Source organism: Azospirillum sp. B21 (assembly GCF_008364825.1).
In the GTDB taxonomy this organism is placed as follows: Bacteria; Pseudomonadota; Alphaproteobacteria; order Azospirillales; family Azospirillaceae; genus Azospirillum.
Genome location: NZ_VTTO01000001.1, coordinates 240,572 through 264,137, shown reverse-complemented (window position 1 = coordinate 264,137; position 23,566 = coordinate 240,572). Strand labels below are relative to the sequence as shown.

Below are 23,566 nucleotides of genomic sequence, written 5' to 3'. Positions count from 1 at the left end.
CATTTGCCCGGCCTTTCTGCTTTTCGGAGAGGATCGGCAGCGGCCGGCCTTACCAGCCCACCACGATCCGCGCATGCGACGGTACCGGCACGATCCCGTCCACCGCCTGCGCGTCGAACCGCCGTGCGATGTCCGCCTCCAGCGCGCCGCGCCGTGCTGCGTCCAGGCCGCCCAGCCGGTGGCCGAAGCTCATGTCCAGGGCAGCGCGCCAGAATGGCTGGCCGGCCGGCGCCTTGCGGACCGGGGTCAGGTCGGTCTCCGCGGTCTCGCCGAATCCCGCGGCACGCATAGCGTCGGCGAGCAGTCCGGGCTCGGCAAAGCGGAACAGCGGGTCCAGACTGCCATCCTCGCCCAAATGGGCGGCCACGACATCGCCGATCTCGGCGAACAGGCCATTGCCGGCGCGCGGTCCCCACACCATGAAGGCAGCCCTTCCACCAGGGCGCAGCACACGACGGACTTCACGCAGCGCGGCTTCCACCGCCGGCACGAACATGATCCCGAAGCGGCAGGTCACGCGGTCGAAGGCGGCATCGGCGAAGGGCAGGGCGGTCATGTCCGCCGCGGTGAAGGCTGGCGCCGCTCCATCGACGTCACGGGCACGGCGCACCGCGCCTGCCATCATGCCGGGCACGAGATCGCTGCCGACCACCAGCCCGTCCGGCCCGACCCGACGAGCGGCGCTCAGCGCCGGCTCGCCCGCACCGGACGCAAGGTCGAGCAGCCGTTCGCCCTCCGCCAGTCCGGCGGCGTCCAGCAGCGGGCGGTTCAGCTTGTCGGCCAGATCGGCCATCGGGTCGGCCCAGCGGTCCCAGGCGTCGGCGCTGGCGGCCCAGCGGTCGCGCTCGCGGGCGGCGTCGGGACTGGCGGAGTCGGAAAGCAGTGTCGCGGTCAATGAAGAAGCCTCGCCGTGCCGGACACGCGCTGGACCGTGTCGGCATCGCTCAGCCGCTCACCGAGAGCCGTCAGCTCGTCGGACATCTTGCGGTTGGCGTCGGTCAGTTGCTGGATGCGGGTCTGCGCCGCCTGATGCTGCGCAGACAGGGTCGCCACCGTCTCCGTCAGCTTGCGGATTTGCCGGGACTGGCGCGCCGACGCCTCGTTCAGGCTGCGGCGGATCGACCCGACGGCCACCAGCACGACAAGGCTGATGGTGACGCCGGCCGCAATGGCGACGATGCCGATCCCGGTGAACCAGTCCATGGGCGGCAAGCTTCCGCCCATTTCACCAATTGGTCAAGGTGCCTGACAATCCGTTGCCGGCACGCAGACGGCGAAAACCCGGCGCCGTTTCAGGCGCCGGGTTCATTTGGTCGAGGGTCCGTTTGGTGGACGGCGGGCGGTCAGCCGACGGTGCCGCTCACCGGACGCTCGGCCTTCATGCGCAGTTCCTTCAGGTGGTCGCCGAAGGCGCGCAGGACCGGCATAATGCGCTGGGTCTGGTCGGCCGTGACGTGAGCGTCCGTCTTCAGCACGATGGACGGCGCCTCGCTCATCAGACGCTTGGCGCGCATCGGGCCGACCTTGTCGTCGAGGAACATGGCCATGCCCATCAGAATGCCCAGCGTGACGTCGTCCGGAGCCTTGGGCAGGGCCAGGACTTCATGAAGTTCGTTCAGCAGCGTGTAGGCGACGATGGAGGTGCGTTCGATGGTGTCGACGTCGGCGGCCATAGGCATCGGGCAGGTCCTCGGGAAACGTTCGGATGAAACGTTGCGGGTGAGACGCTGGCGGGTGACGCGGGATGGCGTCCTTGTCCGAGACGCCAGCACTTGCGAAATCCGTCGTTCCCCGAGGGTAATCGTCACTTTATAACCAAAGTGTTAACCAAACGCGCTCCGAGTCGCCCGAGTCGCATTTTTCCGAGTCGCAATCTGTCGTTCTCAGCGCTTTCCGCTGCTGCGCGCCCTGGTCGAAAGCGACAGCTCGGCAACCTCTTCTCGCGCGGTGCTGACCACGCCGGCGGACTGCACGATTCCGCGGTTGAAGGGGTGATAGCTCTGCGCGTAGATGCTGCGGATCTTGACGACGTAATCCTGCGTCTCGCGGTAGGGCGGGATGCCCTTGTACTGCAGGACCGCCCCCTCGCCGGCATTGTAGCCGGCCAGCGCATGGGTGACGTTGCCGTCGAAATAGGCCAGCAGCCAGCGCAGGTACTTCATGCCGCCGCGCAGATTCTGTTCCGCGTCGAACGGGTTGGTGACGCCGAAGCGTTCCGCCGTCTCCGGGATCAACTGCATCAGCCCCTGGGCGTTCTTGTTCGACACGACGTCGACGCGATAGCCGGATTCAACCGCGATGACTGCCAGGACGAGATCGGGGTCGAGGCCGTAAGTCGGCGCCATCTTCTGCACCATGGCGCGGATTTCGGCCGGCGGTTTGCGGATGATGCCCCAGCGCAGGTTGGGCGGTTCGCAGCGGTCCGGGGTCTTCACGGTGCTGCTTACGCTGCCCACCAGCCGTTCCGCCTGTTCGCTGCCCAGCGCGGCGGCCTTCCTCAGCCAGGCGCGGCCGAGCTCTGCGTCCTTGTTGACGCCGCCCACGCCGGCCATGTGCATGCGCCCGGCCATCAGTGCAGCGTCGGCATAGTCCTGACGCGCCGCACGGCAGTAGAGGGATAAGGCGAGCCGCGGGTCGGCCTTTACCCCGTCGGCCCGTTCGTAATGCTGCGCCAGCTCATACTGGGCACGGACGCTGCCCTTGTTGGCGAGGGCCTCCAGCGCTGCGACGGTCTTCTCCGCGACGCCGGCCTTGGCGGGAACGGCAGCCAGCACCCCCGGAAGCATCAGGGCGGCGGCCAGCGCGCCGATGCGCGCACGGCTGGAGACCTGTCGGCGGGTACGCTGCAGGGTTGCAGAAGCGCGCGACGCGGACGGCGTACCGCAAAGGTTCGTGTGGTGTTCCACCGGACCCCCCTGTATGATTTTATTGAAGCCGTTTGAGACCATCGAAAGGTCGAGGTCAGAACTCACAGGGAGGACGCCGCTGCGGCTGCTGCACCTACCGGCAGAGTTGACGGCATAATGCGAAACGGAAGGCTGGCTGCCTGTCACTACGTCACCAGTACTGCTTGATGTGGCGCCGCCAATAAAAAATTCATAGACCGATCGAGATGTTTCGGTCGGTCTTTTTCTTTTCATGTTGGTCATGCGTCCTCCAATCGTGTTGGAGAGATAACGAAAGACCAAATTTAAAGCCAACGCCCGAACGGTGATCGCCCTGGGATACACGGGGTACTCTAGGGGTAATCTGGCCCGATTGTATGACCCACTAGCCTTTTTCCCAACTGGCAGCCCCTTTGTACGCTCATTACGTAGGGATCGGGCCAGATAATCGGCTGCAAATTCGGCGGCCCCGGACGAAGGAAGCACACCTCGTCCGGGGCCGTCGCGCCGGAGGCCCCGGCAGTGCCGGAGAACCGCGAAAGTGGTCGGTGCGGCTGTGGCGAACGGCATTGAAGGAGGCATCGTTTCACCGATGGCGAACCACGTCGCGACCACCTTGAGCCACCGAATGCGCGGCCCGGCCCCGGTCGAGCCTGTAGCCTTCGGCGCCGAGGCCGTCGGCCGGACCCGTTCGGACCGCGCGCCGACGTACACTGACAAGCACCCCACCGATGCCCGTAACGGCCGTGCCGCCACTGATGGCGCGCAGAATGCCGCGGCTCAGACGGAGACCCATTTGAACGTTCATGCCGAGGCCATCGAGGCCGAAGCCGGAAGCGATGCGGCCAAGAACGACGCAACCGAGATGGACGCGGCCCACATCGACCCAGCCGACGGTACGCCTGCCGACGAATTCCGTCCCGATCCCAATGCACCGCCGGATCCGGCGGTGATCCGGCAGATCGAAGAGGAAATCCCGCGCCTGCGCCGTTTCGCCCGCGCCATGGTGCGCGATGCCACGCTGGCCGACGATCTGGTCCAGGAATGCCTTGAACGTGCGCTGTCCCGCCTGCATCTGTGGCGCCCCGGCACCAACCTGCGCGCCTGGCTGTTCACCATCCTGCGGAACCTGCACATCAACGGCGTCCGCCGCCGCCAGCCGGTGGTTGACATCGACGCCGAGGCGCAGGCCGCCATCGGCGCGGCCCCCGGGTCGCAGTTCGTGCGGATGGAGCTTCGCGACCTGCGTCGCGCGCTCGCCCTGCTGCCGAACGAACAGCGTGAGGTCGTGCTGCTGATCGGACTGGAAGGGATTTCCTACAACGAGGCGGCCGATATTCTCGGCATTTCGATCGGGACGGTGAAGTCGCGCCTCTCACGCGGCCGCCGCGCGCTCCGCCTGCTGATGGAAGGCCGCGATCCCGGGGAGGACGCGGACGCCTGATCCAAAGCAGCGTCCATCGTGAAACACGGGGTGTCCGGTGGTCGGGCGCCCCGTTTTCATGTCCGGCCCCCGTCTCCGTCTTTGACAGCGGGCATAAAAAAGAACGGCGGCGTCCGGGGGAGACGCCGCCGAAGGCGGGGACAATCGAAGCGCCGCCCTGGCTCGCCAGCCCTGACGTCACCTCTTGGGGGGAGAGAGTGTGTTGCAGCCTCAGGAGATGCCGCAATCAACCGGGCGGTCCGCCGATGGTTCCATCCCCTACGGGAAAGGCCATGAGCGGATCGCCCGGTGGATGCCGTGGCACTACCGCCGCCGGACCAGCCCCATGATCAGGCTGATGGCGAACAGCACCAGGAACAGGAAGAACAGGATCTGCGCGACGCCGGAGCTGGCCGACGCGATCCCACCGAACCCGAGCGCGCCGGCGATGAGCGCGATGACGAAGAAAACAAGAGCCCAATAGAGCATCATACCCTCCCTCGCTCGGCCGAAGATCTTCACAGGACTTCGGGCGTCGCGCATTAGACAAGTCGTGGCCGCATCCGCCGTCCCGTCGTCTCCGCACCCCGATGTCTTCCTGTTCGGGAAGACGGGCCAAGGTGACGGTAAGCACAGCCGGTACGGCGGCATTCGAAGTACAGAACAATGCCGTGGGCACGATGTTCCCGCGTCCTGTATCAGCCGAAATACCCGTGCGCTCACGGACCACGGAGATCTGGCATTTATGCAACAACCTGCGCCCTCGGGCGTTTCCTTTCCCTGACGGCCGGCGGTTCGACCTCCGGCGACGCCGCGGCCTTGTCGCGGCGACCATCCGCAGGAGAGGGAAAGATGAAGACCAAGCTCTGGCTGGCGGCTTTCGCCGTCACGCTCGCGGCGGCTCCGGCCGCGATGGCGCAATATACCTATTCAAGCACCTATTCCGGCAGCACGGGCGCCGACCGCTCGATGTCGACCGGCCTGGGAAGCTCCGGCGGAGCCTCGTCCGATATGCGCGCCCGCCGCGTTCCCGGCCAGAAGCCGGTCGAGTTGCAGCAGACCACGCTGCTGAATCAGCTCAGCGCCGCCGGCTATGTGTCGGTGCGTGATTTCCGCAAGGATGGCGACCGGTACGTTGCCAGCGCGATGGACCGGCAGGGTCAATGGACGACCGTGGTCCTCGACCCGCATGCCGCCACAACGACGCCCACCGGTGAAGTTGTCCGTTGACTTCAGTTCAACAGGCGGGACCATGTGCCGGCGAGGCGGCCGTAGCCTCCCGGCACCCGCACGTCATAGAGCGGCAGCGGCTGCTGCAGGCGCTGCCCGGCATCGCGCCCCAGCGTGCGCACCGCCGTCTCGACGGTGCCGCCGACCGGCATCCAGCCCGATGCCCCGATCGGCACCACCAGCGCCAGCCCCCAATCCATCCGCCCGCCGAAGCGGCTTTGGGCACCGTCCGGCCCCTCGGTCCAGGTGGAGTGGGCGGTCAGGCCGATGCCACCGTCGAAGCGCCGCATCACCTCCACCGTTCCACCCCAGTCTCCGCCTAGATAGCGCCCAAGCCGCAACGCCGTGGTGGTGCCCGCCCCCGGCGCCTCCCAATAGAGGCTGGCATGGCCGGTGCCGCGCGCATCGCCGCGGTCGATGCCGAACAGGCTGTCCGGCCGCCGCTTCCAGACGTGATTGAGGTCGAGGCCGATGGCCCAGCGGGCGGCAAGCGGCTGGTACAGCGCCTCCGCCCCGATGCCGCCATACATCTCCTCCAACTGGCCCAGCGACAGCCGGGTGGTCAGCCCGTCCGCCGGGTTGGAGAGCCACGCCGCATAGGCATGGTCGAGCGCCAGCGGGCGCTCCACATAGCGCGGCAGATCGCTGCGCACAGGACGGGCGGCCGGCAGGGCGTTGGTGTCCAGCAGGTCGAGGTCACTGCCGGCGTCGATGCGCAGGCCACCGCCCAGCACCAGCCCGCGTACGGGCTCGCCGCGCAGCATCACATCGGTGTGGGTGCGCTGGGCGAGCGTGGTTCCCAGTTCCGCCAGATCGAAGGTCGCGACCAGCCGGGTCGACAGGTCGAGCCGTGGACGCCAGTCCGGCACCGGGCCGGCGGACGGCTCTATCAAGGTCGTGCGCCAGATCTCCTCGGAACTGCCGCGGTGACCGGCGGCGCGCTCCAGGTCGCGGCGCAGCAGCGTTGTGGCGGCGGACAGGATCCCGGCGGCGCCGGTGACCACGCGCAATCTCTCCACCTGCGGCGGAGCGAGATCGGCGAGCAGCCGTGCCGCGTCACCGACTTCACGGGCCAGCGGCAGCCGTCCGCCGCCGGCTGGGTCGAGCCAAAGGGTCGCCATGTCGCCGTCGATGCGAACGGAACGGACAGGCAGTCCGCGGCTGCGGGCGACCAGCGCGATGGCCTCTGCCGACAGCCCAGCCCCCTCCGCCGGCCGCGGCCCGACCGCCGGAGGAGGGCGTTCGAAGCGGTCGGCATCCACCGCCGGATCGAAGCGGACCGACAGGCGCAGCATCAGTCGCCGTCCCTGCTCATAGGCGGCACCCAGATCGGCCCAGGATGCCGGGCGCCAGGACAGGCCGAGGCTGTAGCGGCTGCCGGGCTCGAATCCCGGCTCGTCCTGCCGTTGCGCCCGAAAGCGGTCGCCGGATGACTCAAGCTTCAGGCTCAGCCCTTCCAGCAGTCCCATGGCCGGCATGTGCCATTCCGCCCCGCCGAACAGGGCCACCCGTTCGCCGCTGAACCATGCCCCCGGTCCACGGCTGGTCGGCCATGCCGACGGGTCGCGGTCGCGGCGGAACCGGCCGCTCAGGAAGCGCAGCGGATTGCGCAGGTGCCCGGCCTCGCCCAGCGTTCCCCATCCCATGCCGACCGTCAGGTCCACGTCCCACCAGCGGCGCGACAGGGCGATGTACTCGCCGGCAAAGCGCCCCTTGCCCGGCAGGTCGAGCCCGGATCCGGTGACGTCCCGCCCGCCGACGACCAGCGCCGGCCCGCGTTCGTCCTCCCGCCGCAGGCGAAGCTTGAGGTCAAGGCCGGGTTCGCTGAGGCCGTAATAGCCGGGATAGGCGCTGTTGCGCGCCGTGACTTCCAGCCAGGGCAGCGGCTGCGCGGAGATGGCATAGTGACGGTGCAGGTCGCCGAGCGCCGTCAACCCGCCGCTCATCGATCCGTCGGGCGCCATCCGCGCATTCGGCATCTGCAAAAGCCCGATTCCGCCCCAATCGGACAGACTTGATCCGGACAGGCTGGATCGCCCGTCGTGGGCAAGTGCAGGAAAGGCGGCTGCGAGGATGATGAGGGCGAAGATGCGCACGCAGTGATCGCGAAGGAACGGATATCTCGTCCGATCCTTCGCTTTTCATGCGTATGGATGCAACCGAAAAGACAATGGTGACCGTCAAATAGCGCTCTTACGGCGCTTCGACCACTTCGAAGTCGTGGGTAATGGTTGCGGTCTGGCCCAGCATGATGGAGGCGGAGCAGTATTTCTCCGCCGACAGCGCGATGGCACGCTCCACCTTGGCCGGATCCAGCTTGCGGCCGGTCACCGTGAAGTGGACGTGGATCTTGGTGAAGACCTTCGGGTCGGTCTCCGCCCGCTCGGCCTCGATGGAAGCGACGCAGTCGGTGATCTGCTGGCGGCCCTTCTCCAGGATCATCACGATATCGAAACAGGTGCAGCCGCCCATCCCGATCAGCAGCATTTCCATCGGACGGATGCCGGCGTTGCGACCGCCGGATTCGGGCGCGCCATCCATCACCACGGCATGGCCGCTGCCGGATTCGCCGACGAACATCTTGCCGTCCACCCAGGTGACGCGCGCCTTCATGACCAATTCCTTCGTTCACGGTTGGTGTGAGTGACCGCGCGAAGCTAGGCGCCGCAGCGGATCGGCGCAAGAGGGGGCGGACCACCGTTGCGCGGCTCTTGCCCTCCCGCGACGGCGGGCCCATGGTTGCGTGTGCTGCAATGCACCTTCCGACGAGGCTTTCCACCATGCCGCATGGACACATCCACGGCGGCCATTCCCATGGCGGTCACACCCACGGCACCCATACCCATGGGAGCCATCATCACGCCCCCGCCCGCTACGACCGTTCCTTCGCCTTGGGTGCGCTGCTGAACATCGGGTTCGTGGTGGTGGAGGCGGTCTATGGCCTTCTTGCCAACTCCACCGCGCTGCTGGCGGATGCCGGGCACAACCTCAGCGACGTGATGGGACTGCTGCTGGCCTGGGGGGCGGTGTGGCTGGGACGGCGGCTGCCGAAGGGGCGCTACACCTACGGCTTCGGGAACGCCTCGATCCTGGCGTCGCTGCTGAACGCGATGATCCTGCTGATCGCCGTCGGCGCCATCCTGCTGGAGGCGGCAACCCGGCTGGTGGAACCGCAACCGGTGGCGGAAACCACGGTGATGGTGGTGGCGATGATCGGCATCGTCATCAACGGCTGGACGGCCTGGCTGTTCATGGGCGGACAGAAGCAGGACATCAACCTGCGCGGCGCCTATCTGCACATGGTGGCGGACGCGGCGGTGTCCGCCGGCGTGGTGGCGGCGGCGCTGGCCATCCGCTTCACCGGCTGGTTCTGGCTGGACCCGGTGACCAGCATCGTGATCGCGCTGGTGATCATCGCCGGCACCTGGGGATTGCTGCGCGATTCGGTACGGCTGGCGATGAATGCGGTGCCCGACGGCATCGACCCGGCGGGGGTGGAGCGCTATCTGGCCGGACTGCCGGGCGTCGCCGCGGTGCATGACCTGCACATCTGGCCGATCAGCACGACGGAAACCGCGCTGACCGCCCATCTCGTCCGTCCCGGCATGAACCAGGACGATGCGCTGCTGCTGGAAATCTCGTCGGTGCTGAAGGACCGCTTCGGCATCGGCCACGCCACCATCCAGGTGGAACATGACGGCAGCTGCTGCCGTCTGGCTCCGCCGGACGTGGTGTGAGCGGTCAGGCCTGTTCGCGGGCGAGGCGGCGGGCGTTCGCCCGCACCTTGCGGTAGGCGGGATTCATGCTGGCGGCAGCCAACGCCGCCGTCGTTTCCATCAGGTGCAGGTTGGCGTGGATGCCGGCATCGACGGCATCGGCCAGCAGGCGCTGCTGGACGTCGACGATCTCCACCGGATTCTTGCATGCGGCAAGTCCGCCGATGGTGACGGCAGCCGCCTGGGTCTGCTTCGTCACCATGGTGAACCAGGCCTGTCCGAACTCGCTGATGCCGGTGGCGACGGCGTGGAAGGCCTCCACCATCGCCTCGACCTTTTCGGAGCCCATGCGGATGAATTCCGGGTTGGCGAAGTCGATGGGGTTCGACATCGCCGCCGCCATCATCGCCGTGCGGTAGCCGATTGTCTGCGCTGCCGCGACGCCCATTTCGCTGCTGCGAAGGCCGGTCTTGGTGAACTGGCCCGCCACCGCCATAAGCCGGTCGGTGGGATGGCCGTTGCCGGAATTCTGTCGTGACATGGGCGTCGCCTCTCTCAAATCGTTGCCGGAACCGGAGCTTCAGCGTCAACGCTGCACTGCAGCATAAGTTCCGGCACGATCTTTACGCCTCGGCGAGCGCGCGGTCGAGATCTTCGATGATGTCCTGCGGGTCCTCGAGACCAACGGACAGGCGCAGCAGGCCGGGTTCGATCCGGGCGGCGACCTTTTCCTCGTCGGTCAGCTTGGAATGGGTGGTGGTGGCGGGGTGGGTGATCAGGCTCTTCGAATCGCCGAGATTGTTGGAGATCATCACCATCCGCAGGCCGTTCAGGGCATTGAACGCCTCGGTCTTTCCGCCCTTCAGGAAGACCGACAGCATGTTGCCGCCGCCGGTCATCTGCTTGCGCACCAGATCGTATTGCGGGTGGCTGGGCAGCAGCGGATAGAGCACCTGGGCGACCTTCGGATGGCTTTCCAGGAACTCCGCCACCTGCAGCGCCGCCGCCGACTGGGCGTGCACGCGCAGCTCCAGCGTCTCCATGCCCTTCAGCAGCAGCCAAGAATTGAAGGGGGAAATGGTCGGGCCGGTGTTGCGCAGGAAGGGGTGGATCACTTCCGAGGCGTATTTCCCGTCCTTGGCCAGGATGACGCCACCCAGACAGCGGCCCTGTCCGTCGATGTGCTTGGTCGCCGAATAGATGATGACATCGGCGCCGAAGTCGAACGGGCGCTGAAGCACCGGCGTTGCGAAAGCGTTGTCGGCGACGACCACCGCGCCGGCCTTGTGGGCCAGCTTGCAGACCGCCTCCAGGTCGACGACCTCCAGGCCGGGGTTCGACGGGGTTTCCAGGAAGACCGCCTTGGTCGGCTTGGACAGCGCCTCTTCCCACTCCGCTAGATTGGTGCCGTCGATGAACACCGTTTCGATGCCGAAGCGGCTGCACAGCTCCTTGAGGACCCAGTAGCAGGAAATGAAAAGTGCCCGCGGCGCAACCACGCGGTCGCCGGTCCGTAGCCCGCTCATCAGCGCGCCATGCACCGCCGCCATGCCGCTGGCCGTGGCATAGGCCCACTCCGCCCCCTCATATTCGGCCAGCCGGTCCTCGAACATCGCCGAGGTCGGGTTGCGGAAGCGCGAATAGACGTGGCGCGAGCCGTCGTTGGCGAAGGCGTTCTCCGCCTCCTCGGCCGAACCGTAGACGAAGCCGGAGGTCTGGTACAGCGCTTCGCAGGTCTCGTCGAACTGCGAGCGGCGGATGCCGCCATGGACCAGCTTGGACCGCGGGCGCAGGCCCGAAACGTTCGGATTGCGATGATCGGTGCGCGACATTCCGCCACTCTCCCCTGATGATCGCCGGTGGGGCAGGGCCGGCCGCAAACGAAAAAAGCCCCGACCGATCGGGTCGAGGCGCAGACGCGGCTCGGACCTTTTTAGCGGGTTGTTTTACGTGGCCCGCAAGCCGGTCGACCAAATCACCACGTGGGTTCGCTTGTACGACCGCCTATGACCGCCGTCAAGTGGGGTAGCCCCGCATCTTCACCCCCTCTCCTCTGCAGGAACGGGAGATTTCGACAGCATCCCCTTCATGTCCCCCAGGCTTGCCCCGCCCAGTGCCACCGCCAGCACTCCGAAGGCCGCGGCACCGCCGGCGACCAGAAGAGCCAGGGCGGCGAAGCGCATTGCGGTGGACGGCGCCTCCAGCCACGGGGTCAGCAGCGTGCCGCCCAGCGCCAGCACCGCCCCCATGCCCACGGCCGCCGCGGCGATGCGCGGGGCGCGGCGTTTCAGCCGGTCGTCCAGGTCGAACAGGCGCCGCTTGCGCATCGCCGCAATCAGCAGCCCGACATCCAGCCACGCCGTCAGTCCGGTCGCCAGCGCGATGCCGACATGTTGCAGCCACGGCATCAGCGCCAGTGCCAGTGCGGCGGTCGCAACGGTCACGATGATCGCGACGCGCACCGGCGTCACCGTGTCGTGGCGGGCGAAGAAGGCGGCATTCAGCGACTTCACGATCACATAGGCCGGGATGCCGATGGCATAGGCGGCGAGCGCCATTGCGGTGGCATGCGCCTCGTCCGGGCCGAAGGCGCCGCGCTGGAACAGGACGGACACCATCGGCGCCCCCGCCACGCCCAGCGCGACCGCGGCAGGAAGGCCGAGCAGCAGGCTGAATTCCAGCGCGCGGCTCAGATAATGACGCACCATCCTCTCATCCCCGGCGGCGGCATGGCGGGCCAGCACCGGCAGCAGGGCGGTACCGATGGCGATGCCGATGACACCCAGCGGCATCTGGTTCAGCCGGTCGGCATAATAAAGGAACGAGACGGCGCCCGACGGCAGGAGCGAGGCGAGCACGATGTTCAGGAACAGGTTGATCTGCATGACGCCGGCTCCGATGGCCCCCGGCCCGATCAGCCGGAACAGCCGCCGCATGCTGTCGGTCATCCGGGGCCACCGCAGGCGAAGCGTCACGCCGGCATTGCGGCAGGCCCAAGCCATCCATCCGACCTGCACCGCTCCGGACAGGGTGACCGCCGCCGCCATGGCGATGCCCGGCTCCAGCCCCAGCCGCGGCGCGATCAGCAGGGCCGCGACCAGGGTCAGGTTGAAGGCGATGGGAGCGGCGGCGAAGGGACCGAAGCGGTCCAGCGCGTTCAGCACGCCGCCCAGCAGCGCCACCAGCGAAATGAGCGCCAGATAGGGAAAGGTCAGCCGCGCCATGTCCACCGCCAATGCGAACTTGGCGGGCTCGTCGGAGAAGCCGGGGGCGAGACCATGCATCAGCCAGGGCATCGCGACCACGGCCGCCAGTGTGAAGGGCAGCAGCACCGCCAGCAGCATCGCCAGCGACTCTTCCGCGAAGCGCACGGCGGCGGCCCGGCCGCGTGTCTGCAGTTCCGCGGCGAACAGCGGGATGAAGGCGACGCCGAAGGCGCCTTCCGCGAACAGGCGGCGGAACAGGTTGGGCAGTTTCAGGGCGACGAAGAAGGCGTCGGCCACCGGACCGGCGCCCAGGACCGCAGCGGTCAAAATGTCGCGTGCGAAGCCGGCCAGCCGGCTCAGCAGGGTCAGTCCGCCGACGGTGGCGATGGCGCGGGCAAAGCTCATTCACGCGGTATAGCGGCCGGCCGGAGCGCCGCAAAGCCGGCATTTCGGCGGGTTGACCGACGGGGTGGTGCGCTGGAGCGCATAGCCGGAGCGTTCGAGGTGAGCCGTCGCCACGACCGGTTCGCATGGGTGGAGCAACTTCGTTGCGCTGCCACCTTCCCGGTAACGCCGTTGCGTCCGCACCTGCGTTGCGGCATGCTTGCGTTCGCCTGCCGCCGCCGTCCGCCTTTCGCCGATGGACGCGGCAGGCGGACGATCCACTGCGTTCGGGGTATACGTGAAGCGGGCGCTCTGGCTTTTCTCCGGTTTCGGCGGGCGATTGGTCCTGCCCGCCTTGGCGGTCGTGCTGGCGATCGCCGCCCTGTGGTGGATTCTGCTCGACCGGCTGGAGCGGGAGGAGCGGCTACTGGACCTCACGGTCCATGAAAAGACCGCCGTCGTCGCCCGGCTGGTGGAGGAGCATGCGATCTCCACCTTCCGCCGGGTCGACGACCTTCTGCTGGATCTGATCGCCAATACGGAACGCAACCGGTCCATGCGCCTGGACACCCGCCGCGCCTTCGAGGAAGGGCTGGTGGTGGGTGTGCGCGTTTACGATTCTGCCGGGTTGCTGACCATGGGCGGCGGACGGGCGACCTTCCAGGGCAGCGTCACCGACCGTGACGAATTCCGCATCGCCCGCGACAGCGCGCCGCGCGGGCTGGTGATCGGCATGCCCTATGCGTCGTCGGAGACTCAGGATGCCCTGATCCCCGTTTCGCGCCGGCTGGAGAATGGCGACGGCACCTTCGCCGGCATCGCCGTGGCCGACATTCCTGTCGAATCCTTCGTCCGCTATTACCGGGTGCTGGGGCTTCCTCCGGATGGGGCGGCGGCGCTGCTGCGCACGGATGGCGTCATCATCGCCCGCAATGTCAGTTCCAATTCCGTGTCCGGCCGTGGCACCGCCAACTCCGAACTCTGGCATGCGGTGAAACAGAACCCCATCGGCCACCTTCGCATGGTCAGCCCGGTCGACGGGGTGGAGCGCATCCTGGCCTTCCGATCGCCCCCGGACTATCCGGTCATCGCGATCGTCGGCGAATCGGTGGAAACGGTGTTCGGACCCTGGCGTGACAATGCCCGCCTTTATATCGGCTGGGCGGTCGCCACCACGGTGGTGATCCTGCTGTTCATCATCGCCTTCATCGTCGAACTGCAATGGCGGCGCCACACCGACCGGGCCCTGCGCGTCCGCAACCGTGCGCTGGCCTGGAGCAACGACGGCATCATGATCGCCGACGCTACCCAGCCGGGCATGCCCATCGTGTATGTCAACCCGGCGCTGGAAAAACTGCTTGGCACGCCGATGTCGGGCCTGATGGGCAGCGGCGCCCTGACGGCGCTGGAGCGGGCCACGAACGACCGGGCGGCTCTGCAGCCGCTGCGCGACGCCATCGTCGTCGGCCGCGACGCGCGGGTGGAACTGGCGCGGGCAGGCGACGGTCCGGAGGTTCCCCGCTGTCTGGAACTGAGCGCCTCGCCGGTGCGCGATCACGACAACCGGCTGGTCAGCCTGATCGCGACCGTCCGCGACATCTCCGAGCACAAGCGCGCCCAGGCGGCACTGGCCGACGCCCGTCGGGAGGCCGATCGCGCCAATGTCGCCAAATCGAAATTCCTCGCTGCCGCCAGCCACGACCTGCGCCAGCCCGTCCAGTCGCTGATGCTGCTGATGGAGGTGCTGTCCGGCCGTGTCACGGATGGAATGACGCGCAACGTTCTGGGCACCATGGAGCGGGCGCTCGGCGCGCTGAAGATGCTGCTGGACGGTCTGCTCGACGTTTCCCGGCTGGAGGCCGGCGCCGTGGTGCCGGAGGTGGAAGTGTTCGCCCTGTCAGAGGTTATGGACCGTGTGGCCGCGAACAGCCGGTCCGTCGCCGTCCAGAAGGGGCTGATCCTGCACATCGTGCCCTGCCGCGCCCATGTGCGCAGCGATCCGATGCTGCTGGGACGCATCCTGCAGAATCTGGTGGAAAACGCGCTGCGCTACACCGACAGGGGGCGCATCCTGATCGGCTGCCGCCGCCGTGGCGGGAAGTTGCGAATCGAGGTGTGGGACACCGGCATCGGCATCCCGGCCGACCAGCAGGACGACATCTTCCAGGAGTTCGTGCAGGTCGGCAATGCCAGCCGTAACCGCGACCAGGGTCTCGGCCTCGGGCTGGCAGTGGTGCGGCGGCTGTCGGTCATGCTCGGCCATTCAGTGGCGGTCCGCTCCATGCCCGGACAGGGCTCCGTCTTTTCGGTCGAAGTGCCGCTGGCCGCGCCGCCCACCGCCAAGGAACTCTCCCCGGCTTCCGCGCCGCGTCCGGCCTTCGCGACCACAGTGCTGGTGATCGAGGATGACGGGATCGTGCGCGAGGGGCTGCGCGCCATGCTCGCCGAATGGGGCTACACGGTGCTGGCGGCCGAATCCTGTGCCGAGGCGCTGGATCTCGCCCATCGCGGACCGCCCCCCGACCTGATCGTCGCCGATTACCGCCTGCGCGACGGCCGCACCGGGACCGAAGCGATCCGCGAGGTTCGTCTTGCCCTCGGCCGCATCCTGCCGGGCATCCTGGTCACCGGCGATACCGCGCCCGCCCGCGCCCAGGAGGCGGAGGCCGGCAATTTCCGCGTCATGCACAAGCCGGTGATCGCCGCCGACCTGCGCCGTGCCGTCGCCGAGGCGCTGGAGCCGCTGCTGCGCGAACGCCAGACGGTGGCTTGAGCTCGGATTTGACGCCTCAGACGAGGTCCGGCGCCTGCCGCGGCACCCGCAGGATGAAGACGGCACCCCCTCCGGCGGCGTTGTCGGCGGCGTTACCGGCGCTCAGCTGACCGCCCAGCGTCTGGGTCGCCAGATTGTAGGCGATGTGGAGCCCCAGCCCGACGCAGCCGGCATGGCGTGCGGTGGTGAAGAAGGGATCGAAGATCCGCGGCAGGTCGGCCTCGAGGATGCCCTGTCCGTCATCGCTGTGCACCACCTCGATCCAGTCGTCGCCGTCGGCGTGGATGTCGATGACGATCCGGCCGCTCTGCTCCGGGCGGAAGGCATGCATCAGCGCGTTGCGCACCAGATGGGTCAGCACGCGGGCGAAAGCTCCGGGGAAACTCTCCAACTGAAGCGCTTCCGGACAGATCAGCTCCACCCGGTGGCCGGACGAACCGATCTGCGTGTGCAGGCTCAGCAGCACATCCTCGGTGTATTCGCGCAGGTAGAAGGTGCGGCGCTCGTCGCCGGTCTGGTCGGCGGCCACCTGCTTGAACATGTGGACCAGCGATGCGATCCGCTCGGTGTTGCCGACCAGAAGCTGACCCGCCTCCTGCGCCACCTCCAGGAAGCCGGCAAGGGCCGAGCGGGTCAGCGCGTTGGCGGCGAACTGGCGTTTCACGTCTTCCGCCCGGCTCAGCAGGTGCGAGGCGGTGGTCAGCGCCACGCCGACCGGCCCATTGACCTCATGCGCCACCCCGGCAACCAACTGGCCGAGCGAGGCCATCTTCTCGGTCTGCACCAAGCTGTCCTGGGCGTCCTGCAGGTCGCGATAGGCCTGCTCCACCCGGTCCTTGGCAGCGCGCAGGGCGTCCGCGGCGCGTGCCCGTTCGGTGGTGTCGAGCATCACGCCGAACAGGTGGGTCAGACGTCCATCCAGGTCGAAGCGGGGCGCAGCGGAGGAGGAGACGTAGCGAACCTCTCCCGCCGGATCTATCACGCGGTATTCGACGTAGACGCGCTTGGAATTGCCGATCACGCTCTCCAGCATGTTGCCGAAGGACAGGCGGTCGTCGGGGTGGAGGATATCCAGCAGGCGGTCGAAGGTCGGTTCGAACCGTTCCGGGTCCTGGCCATAGATGCCGAAGGCCTCGCGGTTCCAGACCAGCCTGCCGCTGTGGATGCCGTATTCCCAATAGCCGAGATGGCCGGTGCGGTAAGCCTCCTCCAGCCGCTGCTTGGCGGCCTCCAGCTGTGCCGCCGCCTCGGCCCGTTCGGTGCTGTCCATCATCACGCCGAAGACGTGGGTCAGCCGGCCATCCGCATCCAGCCGCGGCGCGCAGGAGGAGGAGACGTAGCGGACCCGCCCGTCGCCGTCATGGACACGATACTCGACATAGACCCGCTTGGGGTTGTCGACGACGCTTTCCAGCATGTTGCCGAAGCGCGGCCGGTCGTCGGGATGCAGAATGCCCAGCAGGGCATCGAAGCCCTGGGCGAAGCGGTCGCGGTCCTGACCCAGCACGGCAAGGGCGGCGTCGGTCAGCATCAGTGCGCCCGATCGGATGCCGTATTCCCAATAGCCGAGCTTGGCGGTGTGATACGCCTCCTCCAGCTTCTCGGTCGCCAGATCAAGGCTGCGGGTGGTGTGGCGCTGGTCGGTGACGTCCTCCACCGTCGCGATCCAGGGAGGGCCGCCGACACGGACCAGCAGGTCGCGCGGCTCGCCCGTACCGGCGCCGGTGGAAACCTCCTGCACCGTACCGGGGGGCGCCTCGGCCAGATCGGCCGGCATGGCGTCCGCGCTGCCGTAGCGGGTAAGGAAACAGCGGTTGCCGCACAGCCGGCCCTCGGCGTCACGCATCAGAGCGGGAACGGGCAGGACGTCGAACAAAGGATCCGGCATCGGGTGGTTCTCCGCCCCCGGAGCCCCCGCCGCATCCCTGGTCCCATCCACTGCCGTCATGTGCATCTCCACAGCCGGCGCCCGTCCGTGGGCGCCACTGTCGCCGGACACTACACAAGCAATTTTGCCAGTCCTATGACCAATTCGACGCGAATTGTCGCTAGCCCATATCGGTATCGATATGGACCGGATGCGGCGGCTGCCGGTTCAGGGACTCAGGGAATCAGGGCGTTGAGGTCGAAATCCTGCGCGAACGCGATCATCGCACCGCAGGCGCCGGGCGAGTTCACCCGCATCACGCCGCCACCGACCACGGTCGGCACCTTGCTCTTCTGCAGGGCTTGCTGGGCTTTCACCGGATCGGCGACGCGCACGACAAAGCCGGCGAAGAAGGGAAGGGGGGTGGCGAAGGCCGGATCGGCCGTCCAGGCCCAATGCAGCCGGTCCGGCGTGGCGACCAACACCGGGACCTGTCCGTCGCCGCTGCCGACCGGCTCCACCACGCGGGCGGCCCCGCGGTCGGTGACCGTGCCGCCCAGCAGCCGGGCATAGGTCGCGGCCACCGCGTCGGGATCGGCGGCGGCGATGACCAGCGCTTCCAGCCCGATGGCGCTGTTGGCATGCTCAAGCTGGTCGGGGCGCCAGACGAGGTCCGGCGTGTGATGCTGGCACAGGAAGACACGGCCGGCCGGCGTGGCGGCAGGATCGATCTGGGTGATGGTGAAGCTGGCGTCGCGCGTGCCCTCCGGCAGTTCCACGGGCCGGCCGAAATCGACGGACTCCGGCGCGGGGAAGCCGGCGGCGGACAGCGGCCCGGCGGCGGCGCGGGCATCCGGCGTCTTCAACGCGATGGCGGCGATGCCCTCGCGCTGGCGCAGGAAGGCGGCGTAATGGGCGTTGACTGGACGCTGTTCCTCGATGCCCAGCAGTTCCAGATAGGTGCCGGTCGGGAACAGGATGGTGTGGTTGGCGGATTTCAGCTGCGTATGGTGCCCACGCGGCGTCACCGTGAATCCAAGCCGGCTGTAGGCATCGCGCGCCGCGTCGAGGTCGCGGGTCGCGATGACCAGATGGTCCAGTCCGGTGATGCCGTCGATGCTCATGGCGTCCTGCCGCTGTCGGTTTGCTGTGCCGCCAGCGATAGAACAGCCGGCCCGCCGCGGCAAGGGCGAAGCGGCCGGGCCTCAAGCTGGGAAGGCCCGGCCTTGCAGGTCACAGCGCCTGCTGCAGCTCCGGCAGGGCCTTGAACAGGTCGGCGACGAGACCGTAGTCGGCGACCTGGAAGATCGGCGCCTCCTCGTCCTTGTTGATGGCGACGATCACCTTGCTGTCCTTCATGCCGGCCAGATGCTGGATCGCGCCTGAGATGCCGACGGCAACATACAGGTCCGGCGCCACGATCTTGCCGGTCTGCCCGACCTGATAGTCGTTGGGCACGAAACCGGCATCGACGGCGGCGCGGCTGGCGCCCACCGCAGCGCCCAGCTTGTCGGCGATGGCCTCCAGCAGGTGGAAGTTGTCGCCCGACTGCATGCCGCGCCCGCCGGAAATCACGATGCGGGCGGAGGTCAGCTCCGGACGCTCCGACTTCGACAGCTCGGCCGAGACGAAGCTCGACAGGGCCGGGTCGGCCACGGCGGCGACGCTTTCCACCGGGGCGCCGTTGGTGGCGGCGGCAGCCTCGAAGGCGGTGGTGCGGACGGTGACGACCTTCACCGCATCGGCCGACTGTACGGTGGCGATGGCGTTGCCGGCGTAGATCGGCCGCTCGAAGGTGTCCGAAGAGATCACGGCGGTGATGTCGGAGATCATCGCCACGTCGAGCAAGGCGGCGACGCGCGGCAGCACGTTCTTGCCGGTGGAGGTGGCGGCGGCGAGGACATGGCTGTAGCCGGGGGCCAGCGACACCAGCAGGGCCGCCACCGGCTCGGCCAGAGCGTGCTCGTAGGCCGGGTCGTCGGCGAGCAGCACCTTGGCGACGCCGGCCAGCTTGGCGGCGGCATCCGCGGCGGGGGCGGCATTGCGGCCGGCGACCAGGATGTGGATGTCGCCGCCGAGCTTGGCGGCGGCGGTCACCGCATGGGCGGTGGCGGGCTTGAGGCTGGCGTTGTCGTGGTCGGCGAGGATCAGGATGGGCATGGGGCGGGTCCTTGGTTGGCGGGTGGCGAGGTATCGGCTGCGGGCTCCGGATTGCCCCCTCCCCATCCCTCCCCCGCTTTGCGGGAGAGGGGGTAGGACGCTTGTCGGCGTGACGTAAATGCCGAAGCGGCGGAGTTCCCTCTCCCGCGAGAGCGGGGGAGGGTTAGGGAGGGGGCACCCGGTGCAACCAGTCCTCAGATCACCCGCGCCTCGTTCTTCAGCTTGTCGACCAGGGTGGCGACGTCCGGCACCTTGATGCCGGCCTGACGCTTCGCCGGCTCAGCGACCTTTACCGTCTTCAGCCGCGGCGTCACATCGACACCCAGCGCATCCGGCGAAACCGTCTCCAGCGGCTTCTTCTTCGCCTTCATGATGTTCGGCAGGCTGGCGTAGCGCGGCTCGTTGAGGCGCAGGTCGGCCGTCACCACCGCCGGCAGCTTCAGCGACACGACCTCAAGCCCGCCGTCGATCTCGCGCGTCACCGCCACGGCGTCACCAGCCGGCGCGACCTTCGAGGCAAAGGTGCCCTGGCCCCAGCCGAGCAGGGCCGCCAGCATCTGGCCGGTCTGGTTGCAGTCGTCGTCGATCGCCTGCTTGCCGAGGATGACGAGGCCGGGGGCCTCCTTCTCGACCAGGGACTTGAGGACCTTGGCGACCGCGAGCGGCTGGGTCTCGACGTCGGTCTGCACCAGGATGGCACGGTCGGCACCCATCGCCAACGCCGTGCGCAGCGTCTCCTGTGCCTGGGTCGGGCCGACGGACACCACGACGATCTCGGTCGCTTTGCCGGCTTCCTTCAGGCGGACGGCCTCCTCGACGGCGATCTCGTCGAAGGGGTTCATCGAGAATTTCACGTTGGACGTCTCGACGCCGCTGCCATCCGCCTTGACGCGGACCTTCACGTTGTAATCGACGACCCGCTTCACGGGCACCAGCACCTTCATGATGGCGTGTCTCCTCTCGGATGGTGTTCTTGATTGGACTCAGGCGGCGGACAGACTTTGCCCACGCAAGGCGGCGACCGCATCGGGGACCGGCGGGGAGGCGGCGGTGGCGCCCAATGCGGCGAGAACCTCGGCGGGTGCGACCACGCCATTGGCACCGACGAAGGCGCCCTGGACGACGGCCAGCGCGGCCAGTCCGCCCCGCGTTTCCATGCGGTGTTCGATGAAGATGTACTTGTCGTCCCAGCACAGGACCCGGCTGACCAGAGTGAAGCGCTGGAACGGCCGCAGCGAGCGGCGGTAGCGGATGGTGGCCCCGCCCAGCACCGGCTGCCACCGGTTGCGCAGGATCGCCGGCCCCAGCCCGACGCGGATCATCAGATCGGTGCGCCCCAGATCCATCACGCTGAAATAGCGCGCGTTGGTCATGTGCAGGTTGATATCCAGATCGGTCGGCCAGACCCGGAACCGCAGCGTCGACGGCTCCAGCAGCCCGGCGCGGCGACCGCGCAATGCCGCGAGGATGGCGGCGGCGGCAACCGCCAGCAGTCGGAAGATCAGGTTCATGACCGCTCCCCCGCATCAACCGGGTGGGAGGCGACTGCCGCCTGAGGCCGAGACTGTCCCTTCATGCTCCGATCCCTCGTCAGGGCCGGCCGGAGCGCGTCGGGCGCCCGGCCGGTCAGCTGTCCTTCGCGGCGGCCTTCAGCTCCGCCAGGGTGTTGGTGACCTGCACCTCGATGTCGTGCAGTTCCTGCACGGTGGCCTCCAGATCCTCGCGCTGTTGGGCGAGATCCTTCAGCCGCTTCTGCACGCGCTTCAACAGGTTCTTCTGCTGCTCCACCCCGCCATTGACGTTGTAGAGGTCGAGATATTCGCGGATCTCCGCCAGCGAGAAGCCCAGGCGCTTGCCGCGCAGGATCAGCTTCAGCCGGGCGCGGTCGCGCTTCGTATAGACCCGGTTGTTGCCGACACGGTTGGGCGCCAGCAATCCCTTGACCTCGTAGAAGCGCAGAGCTCGCGGCGTGATGCCCAGCTCTTCCGCAAGCTGGTTGACCGTGTAGAGCTGTTCCATCCCTGGGCAGACCTTTTGTTCGTGTCCGGCACAATGCGCCTGTCGTTTGGTAGCACAGCTGCCGTCGCGTGATAAGGCTTCCCTTTACGTCCGGGTCAGGATGGTGACTTTGGGTCATCCTCCGTTCGACAGAGCCTGCTGGGCCTCGGCGATCAGCTCCTTCTTCGACAGCTTGCCGACGGCGGTCTTCGGCAGCTCCTCGCGGAATTCGATGGCGGTCGGCATCTCGATGCGGGAGATCTTGTCGCGCAGGAAGTCGCGCAGGGCTTCGGCGGTCAGGGTGGCACCCGGCTTCAACTGTACGAAGGCCTTCGGCGTCTGACCGCGGTAATCGTCGGGCAGGCCGATGACGCAGGCGGCGACCACGTCGGGATGCTGGTAGATCGCCTCCTCGATCATGCGCGGATAGACGTTGTAGCCGCTGCAGATGATGAGATCCTTCAGCCGGTCGAGCAGGAAGACGTAACCGTCCTCGTCCATCGTCCCGACATCGCCGGTCAGCAGGAAGCCGTCGACCACGGTGCGGTCGCTTTCCTCCGCCCGGCCCCAGTATCCGGCCATGACGTTGGGGCCGGCAATCGCCACCTGACCCTTCTCGCCGATGCCGAGCTTGCGGGCCGGGTCCTCCAGATCGCGAATTTCGATGGTGATGCCGGGCAGCGGCAGGCCGATCGAGCCTTCCTTGTTGACGCCGCTCAGCGGGTTGGCGGCACAGACGGGGGAGGCTTCCGACAGGCCGTAGCCTTCGATCAGGACGCAGCCGGTCGCCGTCTCGAACTGGCGCTTCAACTCCATCGGCAGCGGTGCGCCGCCGGAGATGCAGTAGCGGATCGAGGTCATCGGATAGCGGGCGACCTGCGGGTGGCCCAGCAGCGCCTTGTACATGGTGGGTACGCCGGGGACGAGGGTCGGCTTGCGCTTGGCGATGGTCTTCAGCACCTGCTCCGTCTCGAAGCGCGGCAGCATGATCAACTCGGCCCCGCAGGCCAGCCCCATGTTCAGCACCACGGTCATGGCGAAGACATGGAAGAAGGGCAGCACTGCGAGCATGCGTTCCTGGCCCAGCGCCACAGTGGGGAACCAGGCCTGCACCTGACGCGCATTGGACAGCAGGTTGTGGTGGGTCAGCATCGCGCCCTTGGGCACGCCGGTGGTGCCGCCGGTGTATTGCAGGACGGCAACGTCGCGCAGCCCGTCGATGCGCACCGGGCGCAGCGTGCCGTCATTCGTCAGCAGGCTGTCGAAATCGAGGTGACGGTTGTCGCGCGGCACCGCGGCGATCTCGCTACGCTTCAGCACGCGGAACAGCGCACTCTTCACCGCCGGCAGGATGGTCGGCATGCGGCAGACGACGATCCGCTTCAGCGGCGTGCGGTCCAGCATCGCCGCGACGCGCGGATAGATCTGCTTGAGGTCCAGCGTCACCATGATCTCGGTCTGCGAGTCGGTGATCTGGTGCTCCAACTCGCGCTCGACATAGAGCGGGTTGTAATTGACCACGGTGCCGCCGGCCTTCATCACCGCGAAATAGGAGATCACGTAGGTCGGGCAGTTGGGCAGGCACAGGCCGACCCGAACCCCCGGCCCGACGCCCAAATCCTGGAAGCCGCGGGCGGCGCGGTTCACCAGATCCAGCACTTCGGCGTAGGTGTAGCGGCGGCCCAGGAAGTCGAGGCAGGGGCGGTCGGCATAGCGTCCGGCCGCTTCCTCGAACAGCATGTGCAGCGGCATCGGCGCGAAGTCCTGGTCCCAGGCGATCCCCTTGGGATAATGCGCCAGCCAGGGCCGGGCGGAGTCGGTAGCGGCGTCGGATGCGGCGGCGGAGGTCGGGTGGGCACTCTGCGCAAGCGGCTCGGGCATGTTTCGCTCCCCTCGGCGGTGGCGCGTTCCGGATCACCTGACA

21 protein-coding genes and 1 riboswitch are annotated in these 23,566 nt (G+C 67.7%); of the genes, 4 read left to right on the top strand and 17 right to left on the bottom strand.

The window, feature by feature from the left end; genetic code table 11:
• Positions 1-49: 49 nt before the first annotated feature.
• From FZ983_RS01250 to FZ983_RS01235, 4 genes are all read right to left on the bottom strand, one after another.
• Positions 50-895: a methyltransferase domain-containing protein gene (locus FZ983_RS01250; protein WP_149221822.1), complete on the bottom strand. Its 846-nt coding sequence runs from the start codon at positions 893-895 to the stop codon at positions 50-52.
• The gene (locus tag FZ983_RS01245; RefSeq protein ID WP_149221821.1) at positions 892-1,203 is read right to left on the bottom strand and encodes a bZIP transcription factor; all 312 of its coding nucleotides are present in this window, start codon (positions 1,201-1,203) and stop codon (positions 892-894) included. The genes FZ983_RS01250 and FZ983_RS01245 overlap by 4 nt, the downstream gene beginning before the upstream one ends.
• A 140-nt stretch (positions 1,204-1,343) precedes the next feature.
• Entirely contained in the window at positions 1,344-1,679 is a 336-nt protein-coding gene (locus tag FZ983_RS01240; RefSeq protein ID WP_014247927.1) for a hypothetical protein, read from the bottom strand.
• 204 nt (positions 1,680-1,883) lie between these two features.
• Positions 1,884-2,906 (bottom strand): transglycosylase SLT domain-containing protein, encoded by a 1,023-nt coding sequence (locus FZ983_RS01235; protein ID WP_247883519.1) that lies wholly within the window; start codon positions 2,904-2,906, stop codon positions 1,884-1,886.
• Between the two features lie 571 nt (positions 2,907-3,477).
• Between FZ983_RS01235 and FZ983_RS34570 the strand changes: the two genes are divergently transcribed.
• Positions 3,478-4,329, top strand: a complete 852-nt coding sequence (locus FZ983_RS34570; RefSeq protein WP_247883518.1) for a sigma-70 family RNA polymerase sigma factor — start codon at positions 3,478-3,480, stop codon at positions 4,327-4,329.
• A gap of 303 nt (positions 4,330-4,632) precedes the next feature.
• On the opposite strand, the gene FZ983_RS01225 is transcribed toward FZ983_RS34570, so the two are convergent.
• Positions 4,633-4,797, bottom strand: a complete 165-nt coding sequence (locus FZ983_RS01225; RefSeq protein WP_014247924.1) for a DUF1328 domain-containing protein — start codon at positions 4,795-4,797, stop codon at positions 4,633-4,635.
• 363 nt (positions 4,798-5,160) lie between these two features.
• On the opposite strand from FZ983_RS01225, the gene FZ983_RS01220 reads away from it, so the two are divergent.
• Positions 5,161-5,538 (top strand): hypothetical protein, encoded by a 378-nt coding sequence (locus FZ983_RS01220; protein WP_149221820.1) that lies wholly within the window; start codon positions 5,161-5,163, stop codon positions 5,536-5,538.
• Positions 5,539-5,540: 2 nt separating this feature from the next.
• On the opposite strand, the gene FZ983_RS01215 is transcribed toward FZ983_RS01220, so the two are convergent.
• Entirely contained in the window at positions 5,541-7,634 is a 2,094-nt protein-coding gene (locus FZ983_RS01215; protein ID WP_149221819.1) for a YjbH domain-containing protein, read from the bottom strand.
• A 97-nt stretch (positions 7,635-7,731) separates the two neighbouring features.
• Positions 7,732-8,151 carry an OsmC family protein gene (locus FZ983_RS01210; protein WP_149221818.1) on the bottom strand — a complete coding sequence of 140 codons (420 nt, stop codon included), beginning with the start codon at positions 8,149-8,151 and terminating at the stop codon, positions 7,732-7,734.
• A 167-nt stretch (positions 8,152-8,318) separates the two neighbouring features.
• Between FZ983_RS01210 and FZ983_RS01205 the strand changes: the two genes are divergently transcribed.
• On the top strand, positions 8,319-9,275 hold the full coding sequence (locus FZ983_RS01205) for a cation diffusion facilitator family transporter (protein ID WP_149221817.1): 957 nt from the start codon (positions 8,319-8,321) through the stop codon (positions 9,273-9,275).
• Positions 9,276-9,279: 4 nt separating this feature from the next.
• Here the strand turns inward: FZ983_RS01205 and FZ983_RS01200 are convergent, their stop codons facing one another.
• From FZ983_RS01200 to murJ, 3 genes are all read right to left on the bottom strand, one after another.
• Positions 9,280-9,795: a phasin family protein gene (locus tag FZ983_RS01200; RefSeq protein ID WP_149221816.1), complete on the bottom strand. Its 516-nt coding sequence runs from the start codon at positions 9,793-9,795 to the stop codon at positions 9,280-9,282.
• Between the two features lie 82 nt (positions 9,796-9,877).
• Positions 9,878-11,086 carry an O-succinylhomoserine sulfhydrylase gene (gene metZ / locus FZ983_RS01195; protein ID WP_149221815.1) on the bottom strand — a complete coding sequence of 403 codons (1,209 nt, stop codon included), beginning with the start codon at positions 11,084-11,086 and terminating at the stop codon, positions 9,878-9,880.
• 80 nt (positions 11,087-11,166) lie between these two features.
• A riboswitch (SAM riboswitch) is annotated at positions 11,167-11,246 on the bottom strand.
• A 47-nt stretch (positions 11,247-11,293) separates the two neighbouring features.
• The gene (gene murJ, locus FZ983_RS01190) at positions 11,294-12,865 is read right to left on the bottom strand and encodes a murein biosynthesis integral membrane protein MurJ (protein ID WP_149221814.1); all 1,572 of its coding nucleotides are present in this window, start codon (positions 12,863-12,865) and stop codon (positions 11,294-11,296) included.
• A 277-nt stretch (positions 12,866-13,142) separates the two neighbouring features.
• Between murJ and FZ983_RS01185 the strand changes: the two genes are divergently transcribed.
• The gene (locus tag FZ983_RS01185) at positions 13,143-15,617 is read left to right on the top strand and encodes an ATP-binding protein (RefSeq protein WP_247883517.1); all 2,475 of its coding nucleotides are present in this window, start codon (positions 13,143-13,145) and stop codon (positions 15,615-15,617) included.
• Between the two features lie 16 nt (positions 15,618-15,633).
• Here the strand turns inward: FZ983_RS01185 and FZ983_RS01180 are convergent, their stop codons facing one another.
• The 7 genes from FZ983_RS01180 to FZ983_RS01150 form a co-directional block, all read right to left on the bottom strand.
• Complete coding sequence (locus tag FZ983_RS01180) at positions 15,634-17,565, bottom strand: PAS domain-containing protein (protein ID WP_247883516.1); 1,932 nt, start codon at positions 17,563-17,565, stop codon at positions 15,634-15,636.
• Positions 17,566-17,720: 155 nt separating this feature from the next.
• Complete coding sequence (locus FZ983_RS01175; protein ID WP_149221813.1) at positions 17,721-18,608, bottom strand: VOC family protein; 888 nt, start codon at positions 18,606-18,608, stop codon at positions 17,721-17,723.
• A 109-nt stretch (positions 18,609-18,717) separates the two neighbouring features.
• Positions 18,718-19,644 carry an FAD-binding protein gene (locus tag FZ983_RS01170; RefSeq protein ID WP_149221812.1) on the bottom strand — a complete coding sequence of 309 codons (927 nt, stop codon included), beginning with the start codon at positions 19,642-19,644 and terminating at the stop codon, positions 18,718-18,720.
• A 194-nt stretch (positions 19,645-19,838) separates the two neighbouring features.
• Entirely contained in the window at positions 19,839-20,588 is a 750-nt protein-coding gene (locus tag FZ983_RS01165) for an electron transfer flavoprotein subunit beta/FixA family protein (RefSeq protein ID WP_149221811.1), read from the bottom strand.
• Positions 20,589-20,627: 39 nt separating this feature from the next.
• Entirely contained in the window at positions 20,628-21,155 is a 528-nt protein-coding gene (locus FZ983_RS01160) for a thioesterase family protein (RefSeq protein WP_149221810.1), read from the bottom strand.
• A gap of 115 nt (positions 21,156-21,270) precedes the next feature.
• A complete protein-coding gene (locus FZ983_RS01155) occupies positions 21,271-21,663 on the bottom strand; it encodes a MerR family DNA-binding transcriptional regulator (RefSeq protein WP_111066436.1) in 393 nt (130 codons plus the stop codon).
• A gap of 114 nt (positions 21,664-21,777) precedes the next feature.
• Complete coding sequence (locus FZ983_RS01150) at positions 21,778-23,523, bottom strand: long-chain fatty acid--CoA ligase (RefSeq protein ID WP_149221809.1); 1,746 nt, start codon at positions 23,521-23,523, stop codon at positions 21,778-21,780.
• Between the last annotated feature and the right edge of the window lie 43 nt (positions 23,524-23,566).

Bases quoted from the DNA above. Each gene is read 5' to 3' on its own strand.
- FZ983_RS01245 (WP_149221821.1), bottom strand. From the start codon at position 1,203: ATGGACTGGTTCACCGGGATCGGCATCGTCGCCATTGCGGCCGGCGTC.
- FZ983_RS01240 (WP_014247927.1), bottom strand. From the start codon at position 1,679: ATGCCTATGGCCGCCGACGTCGACACCATCGAACGCACCTCCATCGTC.
- FZ983_RS34570 (WP_247883518.1), top strand. From the start codon at position 3,478: ATGGCGAACCACGTCGCGACCACCTTGAGCCACCGAATGCGCGGCCCG.
- FZ983_RS01225 (WP_014247924.1), bottom strand. From the start codon at position 4,797: ATGCTCTATTGGGCTCTTGTTTTCTTCGTCATCGCGCTCATCGCCGGC.
- FZ983_RS01220 (WP_149221820.1), top strand. From the start codon at position 5,161: ATGAAGACCAAGCTCTGGCTGGCGGCTTTCGCCGTCACGCTCGCGGCG.
- FZ983_RS01210 (WP_149221818.1), bottom strand. From the start codon at position 8,151: ATGAAGGCGCGCGTCACCTGGGTGGACGGCAAGATGTTCGTCGGCGAA.
- FZ983_RS01205 (WP_149221817.1), top strand. From the start codon at position 8,319: ATGCCGCATGGACACATCCACGGCGGCCATTCCCATGGCGGTCACACC.
- FZ983_RS01200 (WP_149221816.1), bottom strand. From the start codon at position 9,795: ATGTCACGACAGAATTCCGGCAACGGCCATCCCACCGACCGGCTTATG.
- metZ (WP_149221815.1), bottom strand. From the start codon at position 11,086: ATGTCGCGCACCGATCATCGCAATCCGAACGTTTCGGGCCTGCGCCCG.
- murJ (WP_149221814.1), bottom strand. From the start codon at position 12,865: ATGAGCTTTGCCCGCGCCATCGCCACCGTCGGCGGACTGACCCTGCTG.
- FZ983_RS01180 (WP_247883516.1), bottom strand. From the start codon at position 17,565: ATGACGGCAGTGGATGGGACCAGGGATGCGGCGGGGGCTCCGGGGGCG.
- FZ983_RS01175 (WP_149221813.1), bottom strand. From the start codon at position 18,608: ATGAGCATCGACGGCATCACCGGACTGGACCATCTGGTCATCGCGACC.
- FZ983_RS01170 (WP_149221812.1), bottom strand. From the start codon at position 19,644: ATGCCCATCCTGATCCTCGCCGACCACGACAACGCCAGCCTCAAGCCC.
- FZ983_RS01165 (WP_149221811.1), bottom strand. From the start codon at position 20,588: ATGAAGGTGCTGGTGCCCGTGAAGCGGGTCGTCGATTACAACGTGAAG.
- FZ983_RS01160 (WP_149221810.1), bottom strand. From the start codon at position 21,155: ATGAACCTGATCTTCCGACTGCTGGCGGTTGCCGCCGCCGCCATCCTC.
- FZ983_RS01155 (WP_111066436.1), bottom strand. From the start codon at position 21,663: ATGGAACAGCTCTACACGGTCAACCAGCTTGCGGAAGAGCTGGGCATC.
- FZ983_RS01150 (WP_149221809.1), bottom strand. From the start codon at position 23,523: ATGCCCGAGCCGCTTGCGCAGAGTGCCCACCCGACCTCCGCCGCCGCA.